Raw genomic sequence first — 24,696 nt, 5'->3', positions numbered from 1 at the left:
GGGTCAGGTGCCGCCCGTCCACCTGGATGGATCGGGTCCGGGCCGCCGCTCTGCTCCCGGACGGTCCGTCCCGCGAGTCGGATCGCCCACCAGCGCGTATCCTCCGTAGCAGGTGATGTGCGATGGGCGTGGTCGACAGCTTGCTGCGGGCTCGGGAGGCGTACGAGCGACGAGAATGGGTGGCGGCCTTCGAGACGCTGTCCGATTCGGATGCGGACGCGTTCCGCGGCGATGATTTCGCCCGGCTCGCCACCGTCGCCTATCTGACCGGGCGGACCAACGACAGCATCCAGGCCATGCAGCGCGCCTACCAGGTGCACCTGGACGAGGGCGACCCGCTGGCCGCCGTGCGCTGCGCGTTCTGGCTGGCTCAGACTTTGCTGACCACCGGCGAATCCGCGGTCGGCAGCGGCTGGGTGGCCCGAGCACAGCGGTTGCTGGACGATGTGCCCGGCGATGTCGTGGAACGCGGCTACGTTCTGGTCTCGGTGATGCTGCGACACCTGTTCGCGGGCGAGTTCGCCGACGCGGCCGAATGCGCCGACCGCATCGCCGACTACGGCCGCGGATTCGACGCACCGGACCTCATCGCGATGGGCTTGTCTTCCCAAGGCAGACTCGCGATCTACGCCGACCGGGTGCGCGACGGCCTCGCGCTGCTGGACGAGGCGATGGTATGCGTAGCGGCGGGCGGGGTTTCGACGCTGTTCGCCGGACACGTCTACTGTTCGATGATCGAGGCGTGCCAGGAGATCTCCGATTTCGTCCGCGCGGAACAGTGGACTCTGGCGTTGACGACGTGGTGCGCCGATCAGCCCGGTCTCGTGCTGTTCACCGGCCAGTGTGCCGTGCACCGGGGGCAGTTGATGCGTATGCACGGAGCCTACGACGCCGCGCTGGAGGAGTTCGGGCTCGCGGTCCGCCGCTACCTCGCGGCGGAGACGACGGCGCCGGCGGGCCTGGCGCTGGCGGAGCGTGGCGACGTGCTGCGCATTCGCGGCGCCCTCGCCGAGGCAGGCGACGCCTACGCCGAGGCCGTCGGTTACGGTCATGACCCGCAGCCGGGGTTGGCCCTGCTTTGGGCGGCCCGTGGACGGCTCGCCGCCGCGTTGGCCGCGGTGCGGCGGCTGGTCGCCGAGGCGCCCGATCCGGTGCACCGTTCTCGGGTGCTTCCCGCGGCGATCGATGTCCTGCTCGCGTCGGACGCGCCGGAGGAAGCCGCGAAACTGAGCGCCGAATTGGCCGATATCGCCGCGAGATTCGGCTGCGCCGCACTGCGGGCGATGGCCGCCCGGGCGGCGGGCTGCGTCGCGATGGCGCGCGGCGATCACGTTACCGCGGTTCCCGAGCTGCGGCAGGCGGCACGGCTGTGGGCCGATATCGGCGCGCCCTACGAGACGGCGCGATGCCGGGTCGACCTCGGCCGGGCCTTGCGCGGACTCGGTGACGAGGAGTCGGCGTGTACGGAGTTCGGCGCCGCGCGCCACGTTTTCGCGGAGCTCGGCGCCGCTCCCGCCGAACGCGAGGCGTCTACCCTGCTGGGACCTTCGGCGCCCGCCGGGCTGACAGTTCGCGAGATCGAGGTGCTGCGCCTGGTCGCCGCCGGACGCACCAACCCGCAGATCGCCGCGGCACTGGTGCTCAGCGAGAAAACGGTGGCCAGGCACCTGTCCAACATCTTCACCAAACTCGATGTCACCTCACGCACCGCCGCGGCCGCGTTCGCCTACCGGCACAACCTCACCTGAACTCGGCCCCCTGGCAACGTCGACTCCTCGCGGGCGCTATCGCTTGGTTCGGCGCCCAGATCAGGTGGTCGCGCGACGCGGAGCAGGTTTGTCCGGCGAATCAGCCATGTTCGGTGTGTGGCGAGGTCGTCGGCTGAGCGGGCAACCTCGACGCCGCCGCGGATCGGACCCACGGCCACGTCATCAAAGCCCACACGATGAGCAGGATGATGGCCACTGTTCCCCAGTACCACGGCCAAGGGCCGAGCACGTCGAGTAGGGACGGGGTCGACGGCTTGCGGTTGACGAAGCCGTAGTTGGTGTCGGCGAAGGTGTTGAAGACGAAGGTGACCGCGACCCACACGACGGTGACCGCAACGGCGAACCAGTAGCTGCGCCAGGTCGGGTGCATTCCGATGCCCCAGGTCAGGTAGATCGCGGCCCAGACAACGGCCAGGTGGATCGCCCAGAAGGCGAGGAACTCGTAGTGCGGGAACTCGGGGCTTTCCAGCGCCGGTGAGATGAGCGCCTGGGTGCTGAGGGTGAGGCACCAGTAGTAGGTCAGTGCGTACGCCCAGCGTTGGTGGGTCAGGAGCGCGTAGCCGGCGACGATCGTGGCGAGATCGGTCAGGCGTAGGGGAACCGAGCGGCCGAGGGTGGGCGGAAACAGCGTGGAGAGGTAGATCGCCAGATACGTCCCCAACGTCACCGCGCCGAACATGTGGCTGAAACGGCGTGCGGCGGAAGGGGTTTGCGTGCGCCCGAGCACGACGACCAGCACCGCGCCCACCGCGAACACGGCGAGCACGATCCAATGCGACAGCCCGTACGCGGAGAACTCCCGCTGCGCGGTGGGTGCGTCCACCTGCTCAGTTTAGTTGTGGAGCGGCGGAGATTCGGTCGTCGCGCGACAGCGGGGCGTCGGCGCGGCGCGGGTCGAGGGCTCGACTGTGGTGCGCCGTCTCATTGCCGCTGAACCGATCGGTGTCCGCCTGGTAGCGGATGCGACCCAGGCCGTGTCCTCGGTCCGTGTCGGCGGCCCTGGTCGAGGCCGCGCCCTCGGTCCGTGGCCACGGCAGTTGACTCGGGCCGCGGCGTCCGTCGGCGCTGATCGGACAGCGGGTGCTTCAGGCCGCGACCGCGGAGCGCCGACGAGCCGCGGCGATCCGGCGACCGATGATCCCTTGCCGCGGCGCGAACAGGTACGCCAGCGTGAACGCGACGCCCTGCACCACGACAACCATGCCGCCGGGCGCGGTGTCCAGGTGATAGCTGACGTACAGCCCGATCACCGAACACAGGGCCGACACCGTGGGAGCGATCACCAGCATGCGACCGAAGCGATCGGTGAGCAGATACGCGGTGGCTCCCGGAATGATCAGCATCGCGACCACCAGGATGACTCCGACCGCTTGGAGCGCGAGGACCGCGGTCAGCGCGAGCAGCGCCAGCAGCGCGGCGCCGAGCAGGCGTGGGCGCAGGCCGATGGCGTGGGCGTGGGTGCTGTCGAAGGCGTAGAGGGTGAAGTCGCGTCGCTTCAGGACGAGTGCGGCGAGCACGATGACGCCGAGGATGACGATCTGGACGAGCTCCTCGCGGCTCACGCCGAGCAGGTTGCCGAAGATGATGTGGTTGAGGTCGGTTTGGCTCGGCGTTATCGAGACCAGGACGAGCCCGAAGGCGAACAGGGTGGTGAAGACGATGCCGATCGCCGCGTCTTCCTTCACCCGGCTGGTATTTCGCACGACGCCGATGAGCGCGACGGCGAGGAAACCGAAGACGACCGCGCCGACCGCGAACGGCGCGCCGACGATATAGGCCAGAACGACACCGGGCAGCACCGCGTGCGACACCGCGTCACCCATCAGGGACCACCCGATCAGCACCAGCCAGCACGACAGCGTCGCGCACACGACGGCGGTGACCAGGGTGGTGGCCAGCGCCCGGACCATGAACTCGTAGCGCAGCGGGTCGACGAAGAACTCCACGAGCGACATGTCAGCCCGCCTTCGGTAGTGAATCGCGTTCCAGCACATCGAGTCCGAAGGCGAGCGCCAGCTTCTCGGGGCGAAGTACCTCGCGAGTCTCGCCGTGCGCCAGCACCTTTCGCATGAGCAGCACCGATTCGTCGGCGAGGTCGGGCAGCGCGTGCAGGTCGTGGGTGGAGATCAGGATGGTTGCGCCGTCGGCCGCGAGTTCCCGAAGCAGCGTGGTGATGGTGGCCTCGGAGCGCTTGTCCACTCCGGCGAACGGTTCGTCGAGCAGCAGAATCGTTGCGCCCTGGGCGATTCCGCGCGCCACGAAGGCGCGTTTGCGCTGGCCGCCGGACAGTTGCCCGATCTGACGGTCGGCGAGATCGGTCAGTTCCACTCGTTCCAGGGCGTGTGCCACGGCTTCCCGGTCCGCGCGCCGGGGGCGGCGGGTGAAACCCATGTGGCCGTAGCGTCCGGTCATCACGACATCGCGCACCGACAGCGGGAAACTCCAGTCGACCGCCTCGCTCTGCGGCACATAGCCGAGCGATCCGGCGCGACGCGCGTCCGCGGGGTCGGTCCCGCCGATGCGTACCGTGCCGCGATCGGGTCGCACCAGGCCCATGATCGTCTTGAACAGCGTCGACTTGCCGGAGCCGTTCATGCCGACGAGTCCGCACACCCGCCCGGAACGCAAGGTCAGATCGACGCCGTCGAGCGCGAGCACATCGCCGTAATGCACTGTGACGTCACGGATTTCGATGCTGGGTGTCATGGCCGAGCTCCAGTCAGCGCCGCGGTGATGGTCTTGACGTCGTGCCGGATCAGATCCAGGTACGTGGGCACCGGGCCGTCGGCCTCGGACAGCGAGTCGACGTAGAGCACACCGCCGAACCGCGCGCCGCTCGCCTCGACCACGCGTTGCATGGGTGCGTCGGACACCGTCGATTCGCAGAACACGGCGGGCACCCGGTTCGCGCGGACGAAATCGATCGCCGAGGTGATCTGCTGCGGTGTCGCCTGCTGTTCGGCATTGACCGCCCAGATGTACTTCTCGGTGAGCCCGGCGTCGCGAGCCAGATAGGAGAACGCGCCCTCGCAGGTCACCAGTGCGCGCTCGTTGGGCGGCAGCGTGGCGAGGGTGCTCACCAGTTCGTCGTGGATCTTCTGCAACTCGGCCTGGTAGGCGGCGCCGGCGGCGCGGAAGTCGGCGGCATGGTCGGGAGCTAGTTCGCTGAAGGCGCGAATCATGTTGTCCACGTAGATCTTCACGTTCAGCGGAGACATCCACGCGTGCGGGTTCGGCTTGCCCTGATACGCGTCCTCGGTGATCGACATCGGCGTCACGCCCTCGGTGACGACCACGTGCTTCACGTCGACGTCCTCGACGAACTGCGCGAACCACGCCTCGAGGTTCATGCCGTTGTCGACGATGAGATCGGCGGTCGAGGCGCGGCGGACGTCGCCGGGGGTCGGCTCGTAGCCGTGAATCTCCGCGCCCGGCTTGGTAATCGATTCGACGGTCAGATGCTCACCCGCGACTTGGCGCGCGATGTCGGCGAGCACGGTGAATGTGGTGAGCACCACCGGCTTTTCGTTCCGATTCGCGGACTCGCCACAGGCGGCGAGCGTCGCGGTCATCGCGACGGTGCCGAGCAGAGCGGCGAACACGCGAGCAGTCGTGCGGAACAACGGATGGAGCCAGACCTTCACAAGCCGAATGATAAGTTTCGGGTTGCCTAAATTTCAAGTTCAAGATTGCCGAACGATGCCAATTTCACAGCGTGACCAGGATGTATCCGGGGAGAAAACACGGAGACCGTGCCAGATTCACTGGCACGGTCTCTCGGTATTCGGTTGTCCCCGGGTCTACCGGGCGTCGGCCAGCGCGGGCACCTCGCCTGCGCTGGCCGCCGCGCTCAGCTGCGGGTACGTCGGGTACTCGATGCCCGAGATGTACTGCACGGTCCGCACGACCTGGCACGAGTAGCCGAATTCGTTGTCGTACCAGAGGTACAGGATCACGGTGTCACCATCGACGATGGTGGCGTTGGCGTCGACGATCGACGCGGCGCGCGAGCCGATGAAATCGCTCGAGACCACGTCGGTGGCCGCGGTGTAGTCGAGGTTGCGGCTCAGCGGTCCGGACAGCGACACCTGGCGCAGGTACTCGAGCACCTCGGTGCTGGTGGTCTCCCGCTGGAGCTGCAGGTTGAGGATCGCGACCGAGACGTCCGGCGTGGGGACGCGGATCGAGTTGCCGGTGATCTTGGCCTTGAAGTCCGGCATCGCCTTGGCGACCGCGGACGCGGCGCCCGTCTCGGTGAGCACCAGGTTGAACGGCGCGGAGCGACCACGGCGATCGGCCTTGTGGAAGTTGTCCAGCAGGTTCTGGTCGTTGGTGAACGAGTGCACCGTCTCCACGTGACCGCGGACGATGCCGTACTCGTCGTCCATCGCCTTGAGCGGCGGAACGATCGCGTTGGTCGTGCAGGAAGCGCACGAGACGATCTGCTCCGACAGATCCAGCCCGCGGTGGTTGACGCCGTGCACGATGTTCGGAACATCGCCCTTGCCTGGCGCGGTCAGGACGACCTTCGCGATGCCGGGACGCAGGTGCTGCGACAGGCCCTTGCGGTCGCGCCACTTGCCGGTGTTGTCGATCAGGATCGCTTCGTTGATTCCGTACTCGGTGTAGTCGATCGTCGTCGGGTCATCGCTGTAGATGAACTTGATGACGTTGCCGTTCGCGATGATCGTGTTGTTCTCGGCGTCGACCTTGATCGTGCCGTTGAAACTGCCGTGCACCGAATCCCGGCGCAGCAGGGAAGCGCGCTTGGCCAGATCGCCCTCGCCGCCCTTGCGCACCACAACGGCCCGCAGGTTCAGTCCGTTGCCGGAGCCGACCTTCTCGATGAGCAGCCGAGCGACAAGGCGGCCGATCCGGCCGAAGCCGTAGAGGACCACGTCCCGAGGGCCCTGCGGCTCGGCCTTGTTGCCGTCGGTGATGTCGGCCAGCACCGCGGCCGTGAACTCGGGGATCGACAGTCCACGCTCGTCGTTGCGGTACGCCATGACCAGTCGGCCGAGGTCGATCTTGGACGGCCCCAGATCCAACTGGCTGAGCGCTTCGAGGAACGGAAGGGTCTCCTCGATCGACAGCTCCTCGCCCTCGATCTGCCGCGCGAAGCGATGCGTGCGCAGGATGCTGATCACCGATTTGTTCACCAGCGACCGGCTGTGCAGGAGGATGGTCACCCCCTTCTCGCGATACAACCGTCCAATGATCGGAATCATCGCCTCCGCCGAAGCCTCGTGAGCGTTCCAGCGGTCAAGATGGTCTGTAGTCAACGCGCGTCCTCGGGGTTCCCTCGATCTGTACGACGATTGATGCTAGCCAGGCCCGCGCTATCACAAGCCGCCGCTACCACCCTGTGAGGAGCAGCGGGTGGTCCGGAGCACAGTCGGCGTCGATGGGCAATGGAAGGAGAGCAACGCACGATGCGGGCTCCGCTGGGATGGTGGTCCGGCGAAACCCACTGCGCTGCCACAGAACAGCGCGCGACACCAGCTCGTCTGGTTCGAAGCGAAGCCCGGCCGCAGCATGAGATCAGCGAGCCGAAATGCGAGCGCGGGGGAGAACTGACGTCACGCGGGCGAGCCGAGGCGGGCGTCGGGGATGAAGCGGCGTCAAGTGGGTGAGCCTGGGCGAAGTGGCCCCGGCCGGCAACCCGAGGCCGAGCCCCGAAGCCTGGACAGGCGAGCTCGTGATGAGGCTCGGAAGGCAGCAGCTTTGGGAGCGAGCGAGAGGAGTGGCCGGGCGGAAAGTGGCTTCGGGCACGAAACCGAAGTAGACGTCCAGGGAACAGCGACTTTGAGTGCGAGCCCAGCTGGGTGTCCGGGGTCGAGCGTCTCGAGGGGGCGCCGGTGCGAAGTGGCTTTGGCTGTGCCGGCCGAGACGGGGGCCCGAAACGACTCGGGTGGGCGAGCAAGGGCTCGGGACGACTGTCCTCGAGGCGAGCCGAGGTAGGGAACGGGCCGACGCGGCTCGAGGTGGGCGAGCCGAGGCGGGGCCACGGGGGACCGAACGACCTTCGGGCAGGCGAACCCAAGCAGGGAGGCCTTGGGCCGGAGCAACTTTGGCAGGCGAACCTGAGGTGGGCAGCCCGGGGGCGGGAGCAATTTTGGCAGGCGAACCCGAGGTGGGGAGGCCCGGGGGCGGAGCAACTTTGGCAGGCGAACCCGAGGTGGGGAGGCGCGGCGGGCGGAGCGACTCTGGCAGGCGAACCCGAGGTGCGAAGGCCCGGGGGCGGAGCGGCTTTGGCAGAAGAACTCGAGGCGGGGAGGCCCGGGGGCGGAGCGACTTTGGCAGGCAAACCCGAGGTGCGAAGGCCCGGGGGCGGAGCAGCTTTGGCAGGCGAACTCGAGGTGGGGAGGCCCGGGGCGGAGCGACTTTGGCAGGCAAACCCGAGGTGCGAAGGCCTGGAAGCGGAGCGACTTTGGCAGGCAAACCCGAGGTGCGAAGGCCTGGAAGCGGAGCGGCTTTGGCAGGCGAACCCGAGGCGGGCAGGCCTTGGAGGCGAAGCGGCTTGGGTACGCGGACCAGGGGAGGGGTGGATGCCGGGGGCGATGCGGCTCCGGGTAGGCGCGCCCGAGGCGGGGGTCCGGGGGCGAAGCCCGCCGGGCGGGGCGTGGGGGCTGCGCCCCCACAAAACACGACGGAACGAGAATCGGCCCACGCCCTCCGTGGGCATGGGCCGAGCATCGAGTGGAGTGGGCGCAGAGGGGATCGAACCCCCGACCGCTGGTGTGTAAAACCAGTGCTCTACCGCTGAGCTATACGCCCGTCTCCGTCGGCGGGGCCGACGGGCAACGGTCTATGAATCTAGCGCGGCGAGCGCTTTCTCCCAAGCCGCCTGGTCACGGGGCTCTCCTGGACCGTTCATCTCGGAGAAACGGATGTAGCCGTCGCGGTCGACGACGAAGGTGCCGCGGTTGGGGTAGCCGGACTTCTCGTTGAAGACGCCGTAGGCCTGGGCGATGGCGCCGTGCGGCCAGAAGTCGGAGAGCAGGGGGAAGGTGTAGCCCTGTTCGGCGGCCCAGATCTTGTGGGTGGGCGGCGGGCCGACGGAGATGGCGAGGATCTCGGCGTTGTCGTTCTGGAACTTGGGCAGCTCGTCGCGCACCTTGCACAGCTCGCCCTGGCAGATGCCGGTGAACGCCAGCGGGTAGAACACGATCAGCACGTTCTTCTTGCCGCGATAGTCCGACAGCGTGACGTGCTGGTTGTTCTGATCCCGCAGCGTGAAATCCGGCGCGAGGGTGCCCACCTCGAGCGGCATACGCGAGTCCTCCATCGGTTCGGGTCTCCACCGGGCGGCGACAACACCGCCCGGCGAAACCATAGCGAAAGGGTCAGCGCTGCTTCGACGGCGCCTTGGGCTGGACGAGACGACTGCCGGTCCAGCCGCCGAGGCTGATCGCCGAGGTCTGCGTCAGACCCGCGGTGGGTGCGGCTTCCGCGATCTCGCTCGGGTCGACGTGCCCAGGCTGACCGGTCTTGGGGGTGAGGACCCAGATGAAACCGTCGTCGGCGAGCGGGCTGATGACCTCCATCAGCTCGTCGGCGAGATCGCCGTCGCCCTCGCGCCACCACAGCAGCACGGCGTCGACCACCTCGTCGGAGTCCTCGTCGACCATCTCCCCACCGCTGGCGTCCTCGACATCAGCCCTCAGGTCGTCGTCGGTATCCTCGTCCCAGCCCAGCTCCTGGACAACCATGCCGTGTGTAATGCCAAGCTTCTGAGCGTAGTTCTGCGCGTCCGCCGCGGCGACCACGGTGGTGTCCTCCTCAACTCCCGACAATAGATAGTTGCAAGCGAACATGGTTATCGGCTCGAGCGCAAGCCGATCGGCCGAAAATGATCACCGAATGTCGCGTCGGCCGCCGTGTCGTCAGCGTTTCGGGCACGCGTCGCGGACCGCGTTGCGCGCGTCGTTCACCCGTTTGCTGGCCTCGTTGAGCGGACCGACCGGCGCGGTGTAGGTCATGGTGCGGGTCTCCGCGGCCAACGCGCGTGCGGCGGCGACGTATTCGTTGAGTTTCGCGACGAGGTCGTCGGGCAGCGCGCCCGCCGCGGTGTTCACTCCGGTCTCGACTTTCGTCGCCGCGTCCTCGAGGGTTTGCGCGGCCAGATCGCGCTTGGCGGCGTAGTCGGGAGCGTTGGAGTCGTGCGCGTCGACGAAGGCGTTGTAGGTCGTCACGCCGACGCCGGTGGTGGTGGGAAACTGCGCGCAGTTGTCGTTGATCGCCTGCGCTTGCGCCGCGGCCCGCCGCGAGGAGGTGGCCGCGGCCGACGAAGCCGCCGCCTCGGTCTTGTACGCGGCTAGCTCCGAAGTGTTCGGCTGGGCGCTGCCCGCCACCCGGTCGGCGCAGCCCGCGACCGTCAATCCGGCCGCGACCGCGGCGGTCGCGCACACCAGTCCGAACCCGCGTGGGTTCAGCAGCTTCATCGTCCTCCCCGCTCTTGTTTCGTCCATCGGCGGTATTCGAAAAACAGGTGGTCAGGCCAGCTGGGCGACATCCGGTTCCCGGCGCGTTCCGGGGCAACTGGGGAGTAACCCATTTCTTGCAAACGGTACTGGATTTCCTGCTGACATGATGACCTGGGACGCATCCTCGGCAAGGATGGAGGGTGCGCCCGAACCTTACGTAACGGGTGGTCCGCCCACCAGCGCGCCCGCCCGGGGAAACAGACGCCATCAGCTTGTCCACCCCTGTACGAGGAGCAGATTTGACCGACCTGATCGACTCTTCCGTTCCAGCGAAATCCGCTGGAACCAATGCCGCCCCTGCCCCCGCCGCGGGCCGCGAATCGAACGGTTCGCAGCCGCAGTCGGGTGGACGTGTGCGGGTGATCCGCGAAGGGGTGGCGTCCTACCTGCCGGACATCGACCCGGAGGAGACGAGCGAATGGCTCGAGTCCTTCGACGAAATGCTCGACCGCGAGGGCCCAGGCCGGGCCCGCTACCTCATGCTGCGCCTGCTGGAGCGAGCCGGTGAGCGCCGGGTCGCCATCCCCTCGCTGACTTCGACCGACTACGTCAACACCATCCCCACCGAGAACGAGCCGTGGTTCCCCGGCGACGAAGAGGTGGAGCGGCGCTACCGGGCCTGGATCCGCTGGAACGCGGCGATCATGGTGCACCGCGCGCAGCGGCCCGGCATCGGCGTCGGCGGCCACATCTCGACCTACGCGTCCTCGGCGGCGCTGTACGAAGTCGGCTTCAACCACTTCTTCCGCGGCAAGAACCACTCCGGCGGCGGCGACCAGATCTTCATCCAGGGTCACGCCTCGCCCGGCATCTACGCGCGCGCCTTCCTGGAGGGCAGGCTCAGCACCGACCAGCTCGACGGATTCCGGCAGGAGTACAGCCACGGCGGCCTCGGCCACGGACTGCCCTCCTACCCGCACCCTCGGCTGCTGAACAACTTCTGGGAGTTCCCGACGGTGTCCATGGGCCTCGGCCCGATGAACGCCATCTACCAGGCGCGGTTCAACCACTACCTGCACGATCGCGGCATCAAGGACACCTCCGACCAGCACGTCTGGGCGTTCCTCGGCGACGGCGAGATGGACGAGCCGGAGTCGCGCGGCCTCGCGCACGTGGCGGCCATGGAGGGCCTGGACAACCTGACCTTCGTGGTGAACTGCAACCTGCAGCGCCTGGACGGTCCGGTGCGCGGCAACGGCAAGATCATCCAGGAGCTGGAGTCGTTCTTCCGCGGCGCGGGCTGGAACGTCATCAAGGTGATCTGGGGCCGCGAGTGGGACGCGCTGCTCGGCGCCGACCGCGACGGCGCGCTGGTGAACCTGATGAACACCACGCCCGACGGTGATTTCCAGACCTACAAGGCCAACGACGGCGCCTACGTCCGCGACCACTTCTTCGGCCGCGACCCGCGCACCAAGGCGCTCGTGCAGAACATGTCCGACCAGGACATCTGGAATCTCAAGCGCGGCGGTCACGACTACCGCAAGGTCTACGCCGCCTACGCCGCCGCGATGGCGCACAAGGGTCAGCCGACGGTCATCCTGGCCAAGACCATCAAGGGCTACACCCTCGGCAAGCACTTCGAGGGCCGCAACGCCACGCACCAGATGAAGAAGCTGACGTTGCAGGATCTGAAGGACTTCCGCGATCTGCAGCGGATCCCGATCACCGACGCCGAGTTGGAGAAGGATCCGTACCTGCCGCCGTACTACCACCCGGGTATGGAGGCGCGCGAGATCCAGTACATGCTGGATCGGCGCCAGGCGCTCGGCGGGTTCCTGCCCGAGCGACGCAGTATGGCGAAGCCGCTGCAACTTCCGGGCGACGAGGCGTACCGCTCGGTGCGCAAGGGCTCCGGCAAGCAGAACGTGGCCACCACGATGGCGCTGGTGCGCCTGATGAAGGAGTTGTTGCGCGACAAGGAGATCGGCAAGCGGATCGTGCCGATCATCCCCGACGAGGCCCGCACCTTCGGTATGGACTCGTGGTTCCCTTCGTTGAAGATCTACAACCGCAACGGTCAGTTGTACACATCGGTCGACGCGGAATTGATGCTTGCCTACAAAGAGAGCTCGGTCGGGCAGATCCTGCACGAGGGCATCAACGAGGCCGGTTCGACGGCGTCGTTCACCGCGGCGGGCACCTCCTACGCGACCCACGGCGAGCCGATGATCCCGCTGTACATCTTCTACTCGATGTTCGGCTTCCAGCGCACCGGCGACGGACTGTGGGCCGCCGCGGACCAGTTGGCGCGCGGTTTCGTCCTCGGAGCTACCGCCGGGCGAACCACGCTGACCGGTGAGGGTCTGCAGCACAACGACGGCCACTCGCTGCTGCTCGCCTCCACCAATCCCGCTGTGGTGACCTACGATCCGGCCTTCGCCTTCGAGATCGCCCACATCGTGCGCGACGGCCTGCGCCGGATGTACGGCGGAGGTACGACGCCGCCGCATCAGGCCGCGCTGCCGGGCACCGAGCCCATGGAGCGGCCGGACACCGACACCTTCGGCGGCGAGGACATCTTCTACTACATCACCCTCTACAACGAGCCGTACCAGCAGCCCGCCGAGCCGGAAGGCCTGGACGTCGCCGGTCTGCTCAAGGGCATCTACCTGTACCGGCGCGGGGGCGAGGGCGACGTGCGCGCCCAGATCCTCGTCTCCGGCGTCACGGTGCCCGACGGCCTCCGGGCGCAGGCGCTGCTCGCCGAGGAGTGGGGTGTGCAGGCCGATGTCTGGTCGGTGACGTCGTGGGGCGAGCTGCGCAAGGAGGCGCTGGCCAAGGAGATCGCGGCGCTGCGCAAGCCGGGCGAGGATCCGGGCGTCCCGTACGTCACCGAGGCGTTGTCGCGGGTCGAGGGCCCGTACGTCGCCGCAACCGACTGGATGCGCGCCGTGCCCGATCAGGTGCGCAAGTGGGTGCCCGGCGACTTCACCACCCTCGGCACGGACGGTTTCGGCTTCTCCGACACCCGGCCCGCGGCGCGGCGCGTCTTCAACGTGGACGCGCAGTCGATCGCGGTCGCGGCGCTGGAAGGGCTGGCGCGGACGGGCAAGATCGACGAATCGAAGGCGGTGGAAGCGGCCGCGAAGTACCGCATCGATGATGTGGACGCCGCGCCGAAGGCAGCCGTGAGTTCGGACGAAGATCTCGCATAGCGGAATATTGGATGGTGGAACGTAAACCGCCGCGGCCTCGTCGGATCACCGAAGGCTCCTCCGAGCACGAGGTGTATCTGCCGACCGGCGCGCTCTCACCGAACCGGCAAAACCGCGACCCGCTCCCGGACACGCTGCTCAAACGGGTGAAGCAGTTCTCGGGACGGCTCTCCACCGAGGCGGTGGGGTCGATGCAGGATCGCTTGCCGTTCTTCGCCGATCTGGACGCCGCGCAGCGCGCCGGCGTGCAGATGCTGGTGCAGACCGCGGTGGTGAACTTCCTGGAGTGGCTGCAGGACCCCGACAGCGACATCCGGTTCAGCCTGGACGCGTTCCAAGTCATTCCGCAGGATCTGGCCCGGCGGCTGACGCTGCGCCAGACCGTCGACATGGTGCGGGTCGCCATGGAGTTCTTCGAACAGTGGCTGCCCGCGCTCGCGCGCAACGACCGGCAGCTGGTCGCGCTCACCGAGGCGGTGCTGCGATACGGGCGCGAGCTCGGCTTCGCGGCCGCCTCGGTGTACGCCAGCGCCGCGGAATCGCGCGGCGCGTGGGACACCCGCCTCGAGGCACTCGTGGTGGACGCGGTGGTGCGCGGCGACACCGGCCCGGACATGCTCTCCAGGGCGGCCACGCTGAACTGGGACGCCACCGCGCCCGCCACCGTCCTCGTCGGCACGCCGCCGGGGGAGCAGGGCGTCTCGTCGGTCGGTTCGGTGCATGCCATCGCGGCACGGCACGGGCGCGCGGCGCTCGCGGTCGTGCAGGGCACCCGATTGGTCATGGTGGTGAGCGGACATCTCGGCGACGCCGGGTACGTCTCGCCGTTCCTCGCCGATTTGCTCGCCGAAGTGTTCTCGGACGGTCCGGTGGTCATCGGCCCGACCACCCGGACCCTGGGCGCGGCGCATGCGAGCGCCGTGGAGGCGTTGGCCGGTATGGAGGCCGTGGTCGGCTGGCGCGGGGCGCCGCGGCCGGTGCACGCGGCGGAGTTGTTACCCGAACGCGCTTTGTTGGGCGATCGAGGTGCGATCGACGCGCTGAACGAGTATCTTGTCCTCCCGTTGGCCGCCGCTGGTTCGGCGCTCGCGGACACCCTCGATGCCTATCTGGATTGCGGGGGAGCCGTCGAGACGTGCGCCCGTCAGCTGTACGTCCATCCAAATACCGTTCGCTACCGACTCAAGCGGATCGCCGAGATAACGGGCCGGGATCCGATGAATCCGCGGGACGCATACGTACTCCGGATCGCAGCAACAGTGGGTCGTTTGACACGAACGCGTAACGAATCGACAACTCCAAGCCCAGAGGCAACTCCGGTACCAATCGGTCACGAGGGCCTGTAACGCCGAAGGCGAGTCGGTCGATCGGGACGACCCACGTGGGATTTTGTGGGACCCCCACAAAACGCATCGGAAAGCTTCATTCGCGCCGACATCTCTTGCGGCGGGGCTCACAGTGTTTTCTTAGAGACGTGATCGCGTTGTTCGCCCCTGGACAGGGGTCCCAGACACCCGGCATGCTCGCGCCTTGGCTCGACCTTCCCGGCGCGAATGATCGCCTCGCCCTGTGGTCCAAGGCCGCAGGCCTCGACCTGGTCCGTCTCGGCACCACCGCGACGGCCGAGGAGATCGTCGACACCGCCGTGACCCAGCCGCTGGTGGTCGCCGCCGCGCTGCTGGCGTACGCGGAGATCGAACAGGATTCGCTTCCTGCCGCTACGATCATCGCGGGACATTCGGTCGGCGAGTTCGCCGCCGCCGCCGTCGCCGGGGTGATCAGCTCCGACGAGGCGGTCACCCTGGCCGCCATCCGCGGTGCGGAGATGGCCAAGGCGTGCGCGCTGGAGCCGACCGGGATGTCCGCGGTGCTGGGCGGCGACGAAGCCGCTGTCCTCGCGCGACTCGCGGAACTGGACCTCGTTCCGGCCAACCGCAACGCGGTGGGCCAGATCGTGGCCGCGGGCAAGCTGGACGCCCTCGCGGAACTCGCCGCGAACCCGCCGGAAAAGGCGCGGGTTCGGGCGCTGCCCGTGGCGGGCGCCTTCCATACCGCGTTCATGGCTCCGGCCCAGGACGCGGTGGCGGAGGCCATCGCCAAGATCACGCCCAAGGATCCGACCCGGGTGCTGCTGTCGAACTTCGACGGGCAGCCGGTCGCCTCGGGCAAGGACGCGATCGAAAAGCTCGCCGCACAGGTCACCCGACCCGTGCGCTGGGATCTGTGCACCGAGACCGTCCGACAGGCCGGTGTCTCGGCGGTGGCGGAGCTGCCACCGGCCGGAACCCTGGTCGGCATCGCGAAACGAGAGCTGAAGGGCACGCCGAACCTGGCGCTGAAGACCCCCGAGGACCTCCCCGCGTTGGCCGAACTGTCGACCTCCGGCTAGCTTTCCTCCGCGACCGCGCATCGAAAAAATGCGAGGTCGTGACCGAACCGACGGTAACCCCCGGCGGCCTCGGCCCGAAAAACACAGAAGAAGCCCTACAAAGTAACAAGAAGGGAGCCACCAAGTGGCCGCTCTGACCCAGGAACAAATCGTCGAGGAACTCGGCAAGATCATCGAAGAGGTTACGGGCATCGAGCCCTCCGAGGTGACCATCGAGAAGTCCTTCGTCGATGACCTGGACATCGACTCGCTGTCCATGGTCGAAATCGCTGTGCAGACCGAGGACAAGTACGGTGTGAAGATCCCGGACGAGGATCTGGCCAGCTTGAAGACGGTCGGCGACGCTGTCGCCTACATCCAGAAGCTCGAGGCCGAGAACGCTGAGGCGGCCGCGGAGCTCAAGGCCAAGTTCGACGCCGAGTAGGGCCGAAAAGTGACCACTCCTTCCACCTTGAACGGGAATTTCCCCAACGTCGTCGTAACGAGCCTGGCGGCGACCACGTCGATCGCGGGCGACGTCGATGCGACGTGGAAGGGACTCCTCAACGGCGAGAGCGGCATCGACGTTCTCGAGGATTCCTTCGTCGAGGAATACGACCTGCCGGTCCGCATCGGCGGCCACCTGAAGGTCAACCCCGACACCCTGCTGAGCAGGGTCGAGATCCGTCGCATGGCCTATGTCGAGCGACTCGCGACCGTCCTCGGCCGCGAGGTGTGGAAGAACGCCGGCAGCCCGGAGGTCGATCCCGACCGTCTGGGTGTGGCGATCGGCACCGGTCTCGGCGGCGGCGACGCGCTCATCGACTCGGTCGACAAGCTGAAGAACGGCGGCTACCGCAAGATCTCGCCGCTCGCTGTTCAGATGGTCATGCCGAACGGGCCGTCGGCCTGCGTCGGACTCGAGCTGAAGGCCCGGGCAGGAGTGGTCACTCCGGTCTCGGCGTGCTCGTCCGGATCGGAAGCCATCGCCAACGCGTGGCGGATGATCGTGATGGGTGACGCCGACATGGTCGTCACCGGTGGCGTCGAGGGCTACATCGACTCGGTGCCGATCGCGGCGTTCTCCATGATGCGTGCGATGAGCACGCGCAACGAGGACCCCAAGGGTGCGTCGCGTCCGTTCGACAAGGACCGCGACGGCTTCGTCTTCGGCGAGGCCGGTGCGCTGCTGACCCTCGAGACCGAGGAGCACGCCAAGGCGCGCGGTGCCACCATCCACGCCCGTCTGCTCGGCGCGGGCATCACTTCGGACGGCTTCCACCTGGTCGCCCCGGATCCCGAAGGCACCGGCGCCGCCCGCGCGATGACCCGCGCGATGCAGACCGCGGGCCTGTCCAAGCAGGACATCACGCACATCAACGCGCACGCCACCGCCACGCCGATCGGCGACACCGCGGAGGCGAACGCGATCAACAAGGCTGTCGGCAACCACCCCTCGGTGTACGCGCCCAAGTCGGCGCTCGGCCACTCGATCGGCGCCGTCGGCGCGCTCGAGTCCGTGCTGACCGTGCTCAGCATCCGGGACGGAATCGTTCCGCCGACGCTGAATCTGGAGAACCAGGACCCGGAGATCGACCTCGACGTGGTGAAGGGCGAAGCCCGCCGCCAGGAGATCGAGTACGCGATCAACAACTCCTTCGGTTTCGGTGGGCACAATGTCGCGCTCGCCTTCGGTCGCGCATAGCCGCCCGACTGACTGCAACAACGATCCCCGGTGGGGTCGGCCAGTACCCCTGGTCCGACCCCACCGGTGGTTCGACATACGCAGCCGCGGTAGCGGCACTCTCTTGATTGAGGAGAAAACGCGATGACAATCATTGCTCCCGCGTTTCAGCCGGAAACAGCGACCGATCCGCGTGACCCGCTTGGCAGGCTCCAGCGTTTCTTCGATCCCGGCACTGTTCTTCCGCTGCACCCGCGCGACAAGTCCGGCGTCCTCGCCGCGATCGGCGAGGTGGACGGCGTCCGTACCGTGGCCTACTGCTCCGACGCGACCGTCATGGGCGGCGCGATGGGCGTCGAGGGCTGCAAGCACATCGTCGACGCGATCGACACCGCCATCGACTCCGGCGTTCCCGTCGTAGGTCTCTGGCACTCCGGTGGCGCCCGGCTCGCGGAGGGCGTCGAGGCCCTGCACGCGGTCGGCCTGGTCTTCGAGGCCATGGTTCGCGCGTCCGGTCTCGTCCCACAGATTTCCGTGGTGCTCGGCTTCGCGGCCGGTGGCGCCGCCTACGGTCCCGCACTCACCGACATCGTGATCATGGCCCCCGAGGGCCGGGTCTTCGTCACCGGCCCCGACGTGGTGCGCAGCGTGACCGGCGAGCAGGTCGACATGGCGACCCTCGGCGGTCCGGAGACGCACGGCAAGAAGTCCGGCGTGTGCCACATCGTCGCCGACGACGAGGCCGACGCGATGCACCGCGCCCGTCGCCTGGTGTCGATGTTCGCCGAGCAGGGCGAGTTCGACCTGACCGCCGCCGCGCACGGCGACGTCGACCTGAAGGCGATGCTGCCGGAGTCGGCCAAGCGCGCCTACGACGTCAAGCCGCTCGTGCACGAGCTGCTCGACAATGTCGACGGTGAGTCCACGTTCGAGGAACTGCAGGCCGGATACGCCCGCAGCATGGTCGTCGGCCTCGGCCGTCTCGGCGGGCGCACCGTCGGCGTGCTCGCCAACAACCCGCTGCGCCTCGGCGGCTGCCTGAACTCCGAGAGCGCCGAGAAGGCGGCTCGGTTCGTGCGGCTGTGCGACGCGTTCGGCATCCCGCTGATCGTGGTCACCGACGTGCCCGGCTACCTGCCCGGCGTCGGCCAGGAGTGGGAAGGCGTTGTCCGCCGCGGCGCGAAGCTGCTGCACGCCTTCGCCGAGGCCCGCGTTCCGCGCGTCACCCTGGTGACCCGCAAGATCTACGGCGGCGCCTACATCGCCATGAACGCCCGCTCGCTCGGCGCGACCGCGGTGTACGCGTGGCCGGGGTCCGAGGTGGCCGTGATGGGCGCCAAGGCCGCGGTCGGCATCCTGCACAAGAAGGCACTGGCCGCCGCTCCCGAGGAGGAGCGCGAGGCGCTGCACGAGCGGCTCACCGCCGAGCACGAGAAGATCGCGGGCGGCGTCGAGCGCGCCATCGCGATCGGGGTGGTGGACGAGGTCATCGACCCGGCCAAGACCCGCAGTGTCATCGCCGCCGCGCTGGCCGCCGCGCCCGCGCGCAAGAGTCACCACAAGAACATCCCGCTGTGATGTGAGGACTCCGCTTGGGCCCCGGGAAACCTCCCGGGGCCCAAGCTTTTTCGCTCGAAGGAGACCGTCGTGCCGGAACGCTACGAGGTCGGCAAGGTACACAGCTGCGAGTTCTGCGACACCGAGGAACAGACGATCGGTTCCCGCGCCGCCCTCGCGGACGCGCAGTCGCTCGCCGAGCAGGACGCGAACCGGCCGCTGGAGTGGCGTCGCGTGCTGGAGGCCGAGCCGTGGCCGTTGCGTGCCGATCCGGAGGACGGGCACTTCCAGTACGTCATCCACCGGCGGACGGACGCCTGATTCGGACGCGGGCGTACCTCCGCGTTCGCCTCGGCCGGGCGCGTTCGACGACGGACCGCATCCACAGCGCCCGCTGGGCGTACCTCCGCCTTCGCTCCGGCCGTGCGCGGGCTGAGGGCGGACTGCGTCCGACAGCGCCTGCCAACGGGGCTGGGTAGCATCGAGGGATGCGTTACGAGGATCTCGCCGACGAGCCGTGTTCGATCACGCGGCCGCTGGTGGTTCTCGGTGACCGGTGGACGTTGGTCATCCTCAAATACGCGTTCTCCGGCATTCGCCGGTTCAACGGCTTTCAGAGCGCGCTCGGCATTTCCCGCAGCAGGTTGCAGGATCGGCTCGACCGGCTGATCGAGCACGGCATTCTGGTGAAGCGACCGGCCGCGGTCGGCGCGCACGAGGAGTATCGGCTCACCAAGAAGGGGCACGACATCTACCCGATCCTGATGGCGATCCGGGATTGGGGCGACACCTACATGGCGCCGGACGGGCCGCCGGTGCACTACCGGCACCACGACTGCACCGGCGAGGCACACGTGCGGCTCGAATGCGACTCCTGCGGAAGCGAAATCGCCGCCCGCGACGTCAGCCCCGAGCCGGGGCCGGGGCTGACCGGGGCGGATCACCGGGTCGCCGGACCGCTGAGCGGTGGTTCGATCAGTCGGTGAACCAGGTCGCGACCCGATCGGTTTCCGCACGGCGGGTGCGGAAACCGTTCACGGGGTGGTCGCTGTCGGGATAGCCGAACGAGATTGCGGCGACGATTCTCCGGTTCTCGGAGAGCTCGAAATACTCACGCAGAAAAGGGGAGTACGAGGCGAGAGCCGCCTGCGGTGCGGCGCCGAGACCGAGGCTCTGGGCCGCGAGCAGGAAGGTGCCGATGTAGAGGCCGCAGTCGACGGCGCCGTAGACGCCGAGATCGGTCTCGGTGCTGATGATCGCGACGTGCGGGGCGTCGAACAGTTCGAAGTTCCGCATCGCTTGTCGCATGGTGCCCGCCTGATCGCCCTTGACGACGCCGACGCTTTCGTACAGTTGCAGGCCGCATTCGCGCCTGCGGTCGCGGTAGACGCCGGTGTACTGCGCGGGGAACGCGAAATCCGGTGCGGGCGCGGAACTTTGGACGTGCTCCAGCAGCTCCTTGCGGAATCGGTCGGTGGCGGCGCCTTCGGTGACCGCGACCTGCCACGGTTGGGTGTTGCACCAGGAGGGAGTGCGCTGGGCGGCTCGCAGCAGGGCCTCGATGGTGGGGCGCGGTACCGGGTCGGGCCGGAACTGGCGGCAGGTCCGTCGCTCGTCGAGGATCCGGGTCAGGGTCGCGAACGCGTCGGTGGGCGCAGTGGTCGGGCTCATGGACCCGCCTCCTTCGATTTGGTTCTATTTCGAGACTGAATGCTAGCGGGTGTGGTCTCATTTCGGAACTGGGCTGAGGTCTCTCGAACCGTGGCCGGGATCCATCAGCGCGTGCACGCTCCGCTGATGCGCGGGCTCGACGGACGCCGCACGGCTGGGCCACCGCCGACGACGCGCGCGGGTTCCGGGCATCAGCACTCCCGCGGCTCTCCGGCGAGGCACAATCCCACCCATGGGTTCGCACACCCGCGCCGCGCGGGAGCGCAAACGGCATGGGCGGCACTACACCCCGCCCGCGCTGGCGCGTTTCCTCGCTCGGCGGTTGCTCGCGCATGTGCCGCGCCCGAGCACGGGTGGCGAACTGCGCGTGCTGGATCCGGCGTGCGGTGACGGGGAACTCTTGCTCGCCTTGTATCGGGAAGCCGCAGCCCGCCTTCCCGGCGTCCGGCTCCGGCTCACCGGGTACGACTTGGACGAAGCAGGGCTCGCCGTGGCGCGGACGCGGGCGATGGTGGAGGGCGTCCAAGTCGACTGGCGCGCGGGGGACTTCCTCGCCGACGCCGTGGACCTGGACGACAGCTCGTTCGACGCGATCATCACCAACCCGCCCTACGTGCGCACCCAGCAGCTCGGCGGCGCCACCGCGCAGTTGCTGAGCAGGCAGTACGGGCTGCGCGGTCGCATCGACCTCACACACCCTTTCGTCGCCGTCGCGTCGCGGCTGCTCACTCCGGGTGGCGCGTTGGGTCTGTTGTGCGCCAATCGTTTTCTGACGACGAAGGCGGGTGCGAACATTCGCGCCATCCTGCTCGGCGAACTGTCCCCGGTCGAGCTCTACGACTTGGGCGACACCAAGCTCTTCGCGGCCGCCGTGCTGCCCGCTGTCACCATCGCCACCCGGGGCCGTGGCGGTCCGGTGTGCCGTCACGTCTCGGCCTACGAGGTGCCGTTCGATGAAATGCTGTGCCCTACAGATCTTTTCGATGCACTCATCGCGGAGTCCGGCTCCTTGGTCAGGCACAACGGGCGGACCTTCGCGGTCGAGGTCGGCACCCTGTCGACGGGCGCGTCGGTAAGTGCCATCGCGCACGACCGAAGCGGGAGTACACAGTCCGCGTGGCGGATGTCGCGGCCGAGCGTGGATTCCTGGCTCGCTCGCGTCGGCGCGGGGACTTGGCGGAGCTTCGGTGAGGTCGCCCGCATTCGGGTCGGCATCAAGACGACCGCGGACCGGGTGTTCATCTCCGATCGCTGGGCCCAGGTGCATCCGCGACCGGAGGCCGAGTTGCTGTTGGAGCTGATCACCCACCACGATCTGGCGCCGTGGCGGATCGAGCGGGCCGCCGACACTCGCGTGCTCTATCCCTACGACACCGCCGCCCCGCGTCGCGTCCCGGTGGATCTGCGCGAATTCCCCAGTGCGGCAGCGTATCTGCGGGATCACGAGTCCACGCTCGCCGCGCGCAAATACCTCACCGACAGCGGCCGCGAGTGGTTCGAGATCTGGGTGCCGCAGCGGCCCAACCTGTGGCGGGTGCCGAAACTGGTGTTTCCCGATATCAGCGAACGGCCGCGTTTCGCGCTGGACCGGTCCGGCGCGGTGGTGAACGGGGACTGCTACTGGATCTCGCTCGAGGATCTCGGCGTCGCCGAGCGGGCCGAGCGGCTGGCGTATCTCCTTATGGGCGTGGCGAATTCGGCACTCGGTCTGCGCTACTACGACGCCGTGTGCGGTAACCGCCTGTACTCGGGCAGGCGGCGGTGGATCACGCAGTACGTGTCCCGGCTGCCGCTGCCGGATCCCGACCGGGCGGCGTCCCGGGAGATCGCGGCGCTGGTCGCCGAGCTCGTCGACGGCGACGGCACGCCCGACGACGCCGCGCGGCACCGGCTCGACGAGCTGGTGAACGCGGCGTTCGGGTTGAACTCAGGCGGACGCGCGGACGCCGACCATGGGCAGCAGGGTGCGCCGGGCGAACGCGCGACCGGCTTCCGCGTCGCCGAGCGGGATGAGCCCGTCGGGGGTGAGCGCCAGCGAGAGCGCCAAGCGGGCCATGATCTCGGCGACCAGATCGGCGTCGAAGTCGGCGTCCCCGGCGCGTAGCTCGCGCAACTTCTCCGCCAGGTACGCGCGACCGACGGCCAGGATCGGACCGCCCTCGGTGGTGAGTCGCGGCAGGATCAGGTCCGGCTCGGTACGCAGCAGCCTGCGCAGCAGTTCGTTGCCCGCGATCGCCGTGATGAAGGCGACGAAGATCTCCACCAGCTGGTTCTCGGTGCCCTCGACAGTGCGCACTCGCTTGTCGATCTCGGCGACGAAGCGCTGCGCCTCCCGCACGCTCACCGCCTCGACCAGGTCGTTCTTCGATTCGTACCGCCGGTAGAGGGTCGCGGGGCTGATGCCTGCCCGGCGCGCGATCTCGCCCATGCTGGTGCGCTTGATCCCGAAGTCCAGGAACGCCGAGAGTGCGCTCTCCAGGAGTTTCTCGCCGTCGGAAACGGGCTTGTCGAGGATGCGCTGGAGCATGGACGGAACGGTGGGCATCGATTCTCCAGTCGTTCGCGCGGAAACCGGTGCGCTGCGGCGCCGCGACGGTGCGGGTGATGGACGTTCATTATTTCACCAGCGCGCGAGGTGGGGGTCGGAGATGCCGCGAAGGTGTGAGACCGAGCGGAATGGAAGTCCCGGACTTCGGCCTCGGGTGCAGCAGGCCGCGGCGCATGAGCGATCGGGCTGGCGCACCCGATGGGGCGCAAACCGGGCGGTGCAGATGTAGCTCCGGCTGCGGTGCGTCGTCGGAGAGGTGCGCGTGGGCTGGTGCGAGTCGACGTGGTTGGCGGTCCGGACCGCTAGTTGATCTTTCCCGAGCTCCTTCGTTCTGGATAACCTGATCGAGTGCCCGATGCGGGTATGGGGTGAAAGGGGTTGGACCGTGGGGTATTTCGCCGACAAGGTGGTGGTCGTCACCGGGGCCGGTTCGGGGATAGGGCGGGAGCTGGCGCTGGGGCTGGCGCATCGGGGCGCGCGGCTGGCGCTGTCCGACAAGTCCGATCACGCCGTCGCGACGACGGGAAAGCTCTGCGCCGCCGTCGGGTTCGCGCCGACGGTGACCGTCCTCGATGTCACCGACCGGGACGCCGTGCTGTCCTACGCCGAGCGGACCGCGGCGTACTACGGGCGGGTGGAGGCGCTGTTCAACAACGCCGGGATCCTGCACGTCGGCGGGGTCGCGGAATCCCCGTTCGCGCATTTCGAGCAGGTGATGGACGTCGACTTCTGGGGCGTCGTCAACGGGACCAAAGCGTTTCTGCCGTATCTCCAGGCGGCCGAGCGGGCCAATGTGGTCAACGTGTCGTCGGCGTTCGGTTTGGTCGCGGTGGCGGGGCACGGGCCGTACAACTCGGCCAAGTTCGCGGTGCGCGGGTTCACCGAATCGCTGCGCCAGGACATGCGCGCAGCGGGCGGGCGGGTGCGGGTGACCGGCGTCTATCCCGGCGGCGTGCTCACCACCATCGCGCGCACGGCGCAGTTCGCGCCTGGCATCGACGGGGCCGCGGTGGCCAGGCGATTCGAGGACGAAGTCGCGCGCACCAGCCCCGAGGCCGCCGCCCGCACCATCCTGCGCGGTGCGGCGCGCGGGCACGCGAAGGTGCTCGTCGGACTGGATGCGCTACTGGTCGACCTCGTCACTCGGTACGCGGGTTCGTACCACGAACGCGTGCTCGATCTGGTCCTGCGCTGAGATCACGGCACTGTCAGGGCGTCGCTGAATCGCCGAAAATTACCGTGCCGGGTTCACTGCCGGGGCAGGTCCAGGTCCGCCATCTCTTTTTCGATCGCGTTCGCGGCGAAATCGACCCCGCGGGAACGCAATTCGTGGACGCGACGATGAAGCGCCTCGATCCCGCCCGGTTGGGCCGCGATGTCGGCCACGCTGATCCGCCCCTTCGGCCGGTGCATACTCGAGTCCCGGTACGACACCGTGATACCTCCTGCCTGTCA

The 24,696-nt window shown here is 68.1% G+C and carries 21 protein-coding genes, 1 tRNA gene and 1 pseudogene; 11 read left to right on the top strand and 12 right to left on the bottom strand.

The annotated features are described in order from the left end of the window. Positions 1-122 precede the first annotated feature (122 nt). Positions 123-1,748 (top strand): helix-turn-helix domain-containing protein, encoded by a 1,626-nt coding sequence (locus tag NAM01S_RS16450; RefSeq protein ID WP_067786055.1) that lies wholly within the window; start codon positions 123-125, stop codon positions 1,746-1,748. Between the two features lie 100 nt (positions 1,749-1,848). On the opposite strand, the gene NAM01S_RS16445 is transcribed toward NAM01S_RS16450, so the two are convergent. The 9 genes from NAM01S_RS16445 to NAM01S_RS16405 all read right to left on the bottom strand — a co-directional run bounded on the left by NAM01S_RS16445 (position 1,849) and on the right by NAM01S_RS16405 (position 10,213). Beyond that, entirely contained in the window at positions 1,849-2,592 is a 744-nt protein-coding gene (locus NAM01S_RS16445; RefSeq protein ID WP_067786053.1) for a YwaF family protein, read from the bottom strand. A gap of 262 nt (positions 2,593-2,854) precedes the next feature. Further along, entirely contained in the window at positions 2,855-3,724 is an 870-nt protein-coding gene (locus NAM01S_RS16440) for a metal ABC transporter permease (RefSeq protein ID WP_067786051.1), read from the bottom strand. 1 nt (position 3,725) lies between these two features. Then, positions 3,726-4,475: a metal ABC transporter ATP-binding protein gene (locus tag NAM01S_RS16435; RefSeq protein WP_067786049.1), complete on the bottom strand. Its 750-nt coding sequence runs from the start codon at positions 4,473-4,475 to the stop codon at positions 3,726-3,728. Beyond that, entirely contained in the window at positions 4,472-5,341 is an 870-nt protein-coding gene (locus tag NAM01S_RS16430; protein WP_084483006.1) for a metal ABC transporter substrate-binding protein, read from the bottom strand. Before NAM01S_RS16430 ends, NAM01S_RS16435 begins: the two co-directional genes overlap by 4 nt. A 228-nt stretch (positions 5,342-5,569) precedes the next feature. Next, positions 5,570-7,051 (bottom strand): glyceraldehyde-3-phosphate dehydrogenase, encoded by a 1,482-nt coding sequence (locus NAM01S_RS16425; RefSeq protein WP_067786048.1) that lies wholly within the window; start codon positions 7,049-7,051, stop codon positions 5,570-5,572. A 1,423-nt stretch (positions 7,052-8,474) separates the two neighbouring features. After that, a tRNA-Val gene (locus NAM01S_RS16420) sits at positions 8,475-8,546 on the bottom strand. Between the two features lie 31 nt (positions 8,547-8,577). After that, positions 8,578-9,042 carry a peroxiredoxin gene (locus tag NAM01S_RS16415; protein ID WP_067786220.1) on the bottom strand — a complete coding sequence of 155 codons (465 nt, stop codon included), beginning with the start codon at positions 9,040-9,042 and terminating at the stop codon, positions 8,578-8,580. Positions 9,043-9,115: 73 nt separating this feature from the next. Further along, on the bottom strand, positions 9,116-9,538 hold the full coding sequence (locus NAM01S_RS16410; RefSeq protein ID WP_067786218.1) for a DUF3052 domain-containing protein: 423 nt from the start codon (positions 9,536-9,538) through the stop codon (positions 9,116-9,118). A gap of 117 nt (positions 9,539-9,655) precedes the next feature. Continuing rightward, complete coding sequence (locus NAM01S_RS16405) at positions 9,656-10,213, bottom strand: Rv2240c family protein (protein ID WP_067786047.1); 558 nt, start codon at positions 10,211-10,213, stop codon at positions 9,656-9,658. A 281-nt stretch (positions 10,214-10,494) separates the two neighbouring features. Here NAM01S_RS16405 and aceE point away from each other — a divergent pair, with 281 nt between their 5' ends. From aceE to NAM01S_RS16365, 8 genes are all read left to right on the top strand, one after another. Beyond that, the gene (aceE, locus tag NAM01S_RS16400) at positions 10,495-13,413 is read left to right on the top strand and encodes a pyruvate dehydrogenase (acetyl-transferring), homodimeric type (RefSeq protein ID WP_067786045.1); all 2,919 of its coding nucleotides are present in this window, start codon (positions 10,495-10,497) and stop codon (positions 13,411-13,413) included. A gap of 11 nt (positions 13,414-13,424) precedes the next feature. Then, the gene (locus NAM01S_RS16395) at positions 13,425-14,759 is read left to right on the top strand and encodes a PucR family transcriptional regulator (protein ID WP_067786044.1); all 1,335 of its coding nucleotides are present in this window, start codon (positions 13,425-13,427) and stop codon (positions 14,757-14,759) included. A 128-nt stretch (positions 14,760-14,887) separates the two neighbouring features. After that, a complete protein-coding gene (locus NAM01S_RS16390) occupies positions 14,888-15,802 on the top strand; it encodes an ACP S-malonyltransferase (RefSeq protein WP_067786042.1) in 915 nt (304 codons plus the stop codon). 124 nt (positions 15,803-15,926) lie between these two features. Next, positions 15,927-16,226 (top strand): meromycolate extension acyl carrier protein AcpM, encoded by a 300-nt coding sequence (gene acpM / locus NAM01S_RS16385; protein WP_040688302.1) that lies wholly within the window; start codon positions 15,927-15,929, stop codon positions 16,224-16,226. Positions 16,227-16,235: 9 nt separating this feature from the next. Continuing rightward, positions 16,236-17,486, top strand: a complete 1,251-nt coding sequence (locus NAM01S_RS16380; protein ID WP_067786040.1) for a KasA/KasB family beta-ketoacyl-ACP synthase — start codon at positions 16,236-16,238, stop codon at positions 17,484-17,486. 123 nt (positions 17,487-17,609) lie between these two features. Continuing rightward, positions 17,610-19,043, top strand: coding sequence for an acyl-CoA carboxylase subunit beta (locus tag NAM01S_RS16375; protein WP_067786039.1), 1,434 nt, complete (start codon positions 17,610-17,612; stop codon positions 19,041-19,043). Positions 19,044-19,112: 69 nt separating this feature from the next. Then, on the top strand, positions 19,113-19,343 hold the full coding sequence (locus tag NAM01S_RS16370; RefSeq protein ID WP_067786038.1) for a hypothetical protein: 231 nt from the start codon (positions 19,113-19,115) through the stop codon (positions 19,341-19,343). A 167-nt stretch (positions 19,344-19,510) separates the two neighbouring features. Continuing rightward, on the top strand, positions 19,511-20,008 hold the full coding sequence (locus NAM01S_RS16365; RefSeq protein WP_067786036.1) for a winged helix-turn-helix transcriptional regulator: 498 nt from the start codon (positions 19,511-19,513) through the stop codon (positions 20,006-20,008). Here the strand turns inward: NAM01S_RS16365 and NAM01S_RS16360 are convergent. Next, positions 19,998-20,693 carry a nitroreductase gene (locus NAM01S_RS16360; protein WP_067786034.1) on the bottom strand — a complete coding sequence of 232 codons (696 nt, stop codon included), beginning with the start codon at positions 20,691-20,693 and terminating at the stop codon, positions 19,998-20,000. The genes NAM01S_RS16365 and NAM01S_RS16360 overlap by 11 nt on opposite strands. A gap of 232 nt (positions 20,694-20,925) precedes the next feature. On the opposite strand from NAM01S_RS16360, the pseudogene NAM01S_RS37310 reads away from it, so the two are divergent. After that, positions 20,926-21,543, top strand: a pseudogene (locus NAM01S_RS37310) (HsdM family class I SAM-dependent methyltransferase); the annotation flags it as partial. 1,077 nt (positions 21,544-22,620) lie between these two features. Here the strand turns inward: NAM01S_RS37310 and NAM01S_RS16355 are convergent. Next, on the bottom strand, positions 22,621-23,238 hold the full coding sequence (locus NAM01S_RS16355) for a TetR/AcrR family transcriptional regulator (RefSeq protein ID WP_067786032.1): 618 nt from the start codon (positions 23,236-23,238) through the stop codon (positions 22,621-22,623). Between the two features lie 388 nt (positions 23,239-23,626). On the opposite strand from NAM01S_RS16355, the gene NAM01S_RS16350 reads away from it, so the two are divergent. Continuing rightward, positions 23,627-24,436: an SDR family NAD(P)-dependent oxidoreductase gene (locus tag NAM01S_RS16350; RefSeq protein ID WP_157107758.1), complete on the top strand. Its 810-nt coding sequence runs from the start codon at positions 23,627-23,629 to the stop codon at positions 24,434-24,436. 53 nt (positions 24,437-24,489) lie between these two features. Here NAM01S_RS16350 and NAM01S_RS16345 read toward each other — a convergent pair whose 3' ends face one another. Beyond that, a complete protein-coding gene (locus tag NAM01S_RS16345) occupies positions 24,490-24,627 on the bottom strand; it encodes a hypothetical protein (RefSeq protein ID WP_245910181.1) in 138 nt (45 codons plus the stop codon). Between the last annotated feature and the right edge of the window lie 69 nt (positions 24,628-24,696).

This window comes from Nocardia amikacinitolerans NBRC 108937 (assembly GCF_001612615.1).
GTDB classification, from domain to species: Bacteria; Actinomycetota; Actinomycetes; order Mycobacteriales; family Mycobacteriaceae; genus Nocardia; species Nocardia amikacinitolerans.
Note: the sequence above shows the minus strand (reverse complement) of the source record. Positions and strands in the feature narration are given on the sequence as shown.

Coding starts and splice junctions, on each gene's coding strand:
- NAM01S_RS16450 (WP_067786055.1), top strand. CDS start 123: ATGGGCGTGGTCGACAGCTTGCTGCGGGCTCGGGAGGCGTACGAGCGA.
- NAM01S_RS16440 (WP_067786051.1), bottom strand. CDS start 3,724: ATGTCGCTCGTGGAGTTCTTCGTCGACCCGCTGCGCTACGAGTTCATG.
- NAM01S_RS16435 (WP_067786049.1), bottom strand. CDS start 4,475: ATGACACCCAGCATCGAAATCCGTGACGTCACAGTGCATTACGGCGAT.
- NAM01S_RS16430 (WP_084483006.1), bottom strand. CDS start 5,341: ATGACCGCGACGCTCGCCGCCTGTGGCGAGTCCGCGAATCGGAACGAA.
- NAM01S_RS16415 (WP_067786220.1), bottom strand. CDS start 9,042: ATGCCGCTCGAGGTGGGCACCCTCGCGCCGGATTTCACGCTGCGGGAT.
- NAM01S_RS16405 (WP_067786047.1), bottom strand. CDS start 10,213: ATGAAGCTGCTGAACCCACGCGGGTTCGGACTGGTGTGCGCGACCGCC.
- NAM01S_RS16395 (WP_067786044.1), top strand. CDS start 13,425: ATGGTGGAACGTAAACCGCCGCGGCCTCGTCGGATCACCGAAGGCTCC.
- NAM01S_RS16375 (WP_067786039.1), top strand. CDS start 17,610: ATGACAATCATTGCTCCCGCGTTTCAGCCGGAAACAGCGACCGATCCG.
- NAM01S_RS16365 (WP_067786036.1), top strand. CDS start 19,511: ATGCGTTACGAGGATCTCGCCGACGAGCCGTGTTCGATCACGCGGCCG.
- NAM01S_RS16360 (WP_067786034.1), bottom strand. CDS start 20,693: ATGAGCCCGACCACTGCGCCCACCGACGCGTTCGCGACCCTGACCCGG.
- NAM01S_RS16355 (WP_067786032.1), bottom strand. CDS start 23,238: ATGCCCACCGTTCCGTCCATGCTCCAGCGCATCCTCGACAAGCCCGTT.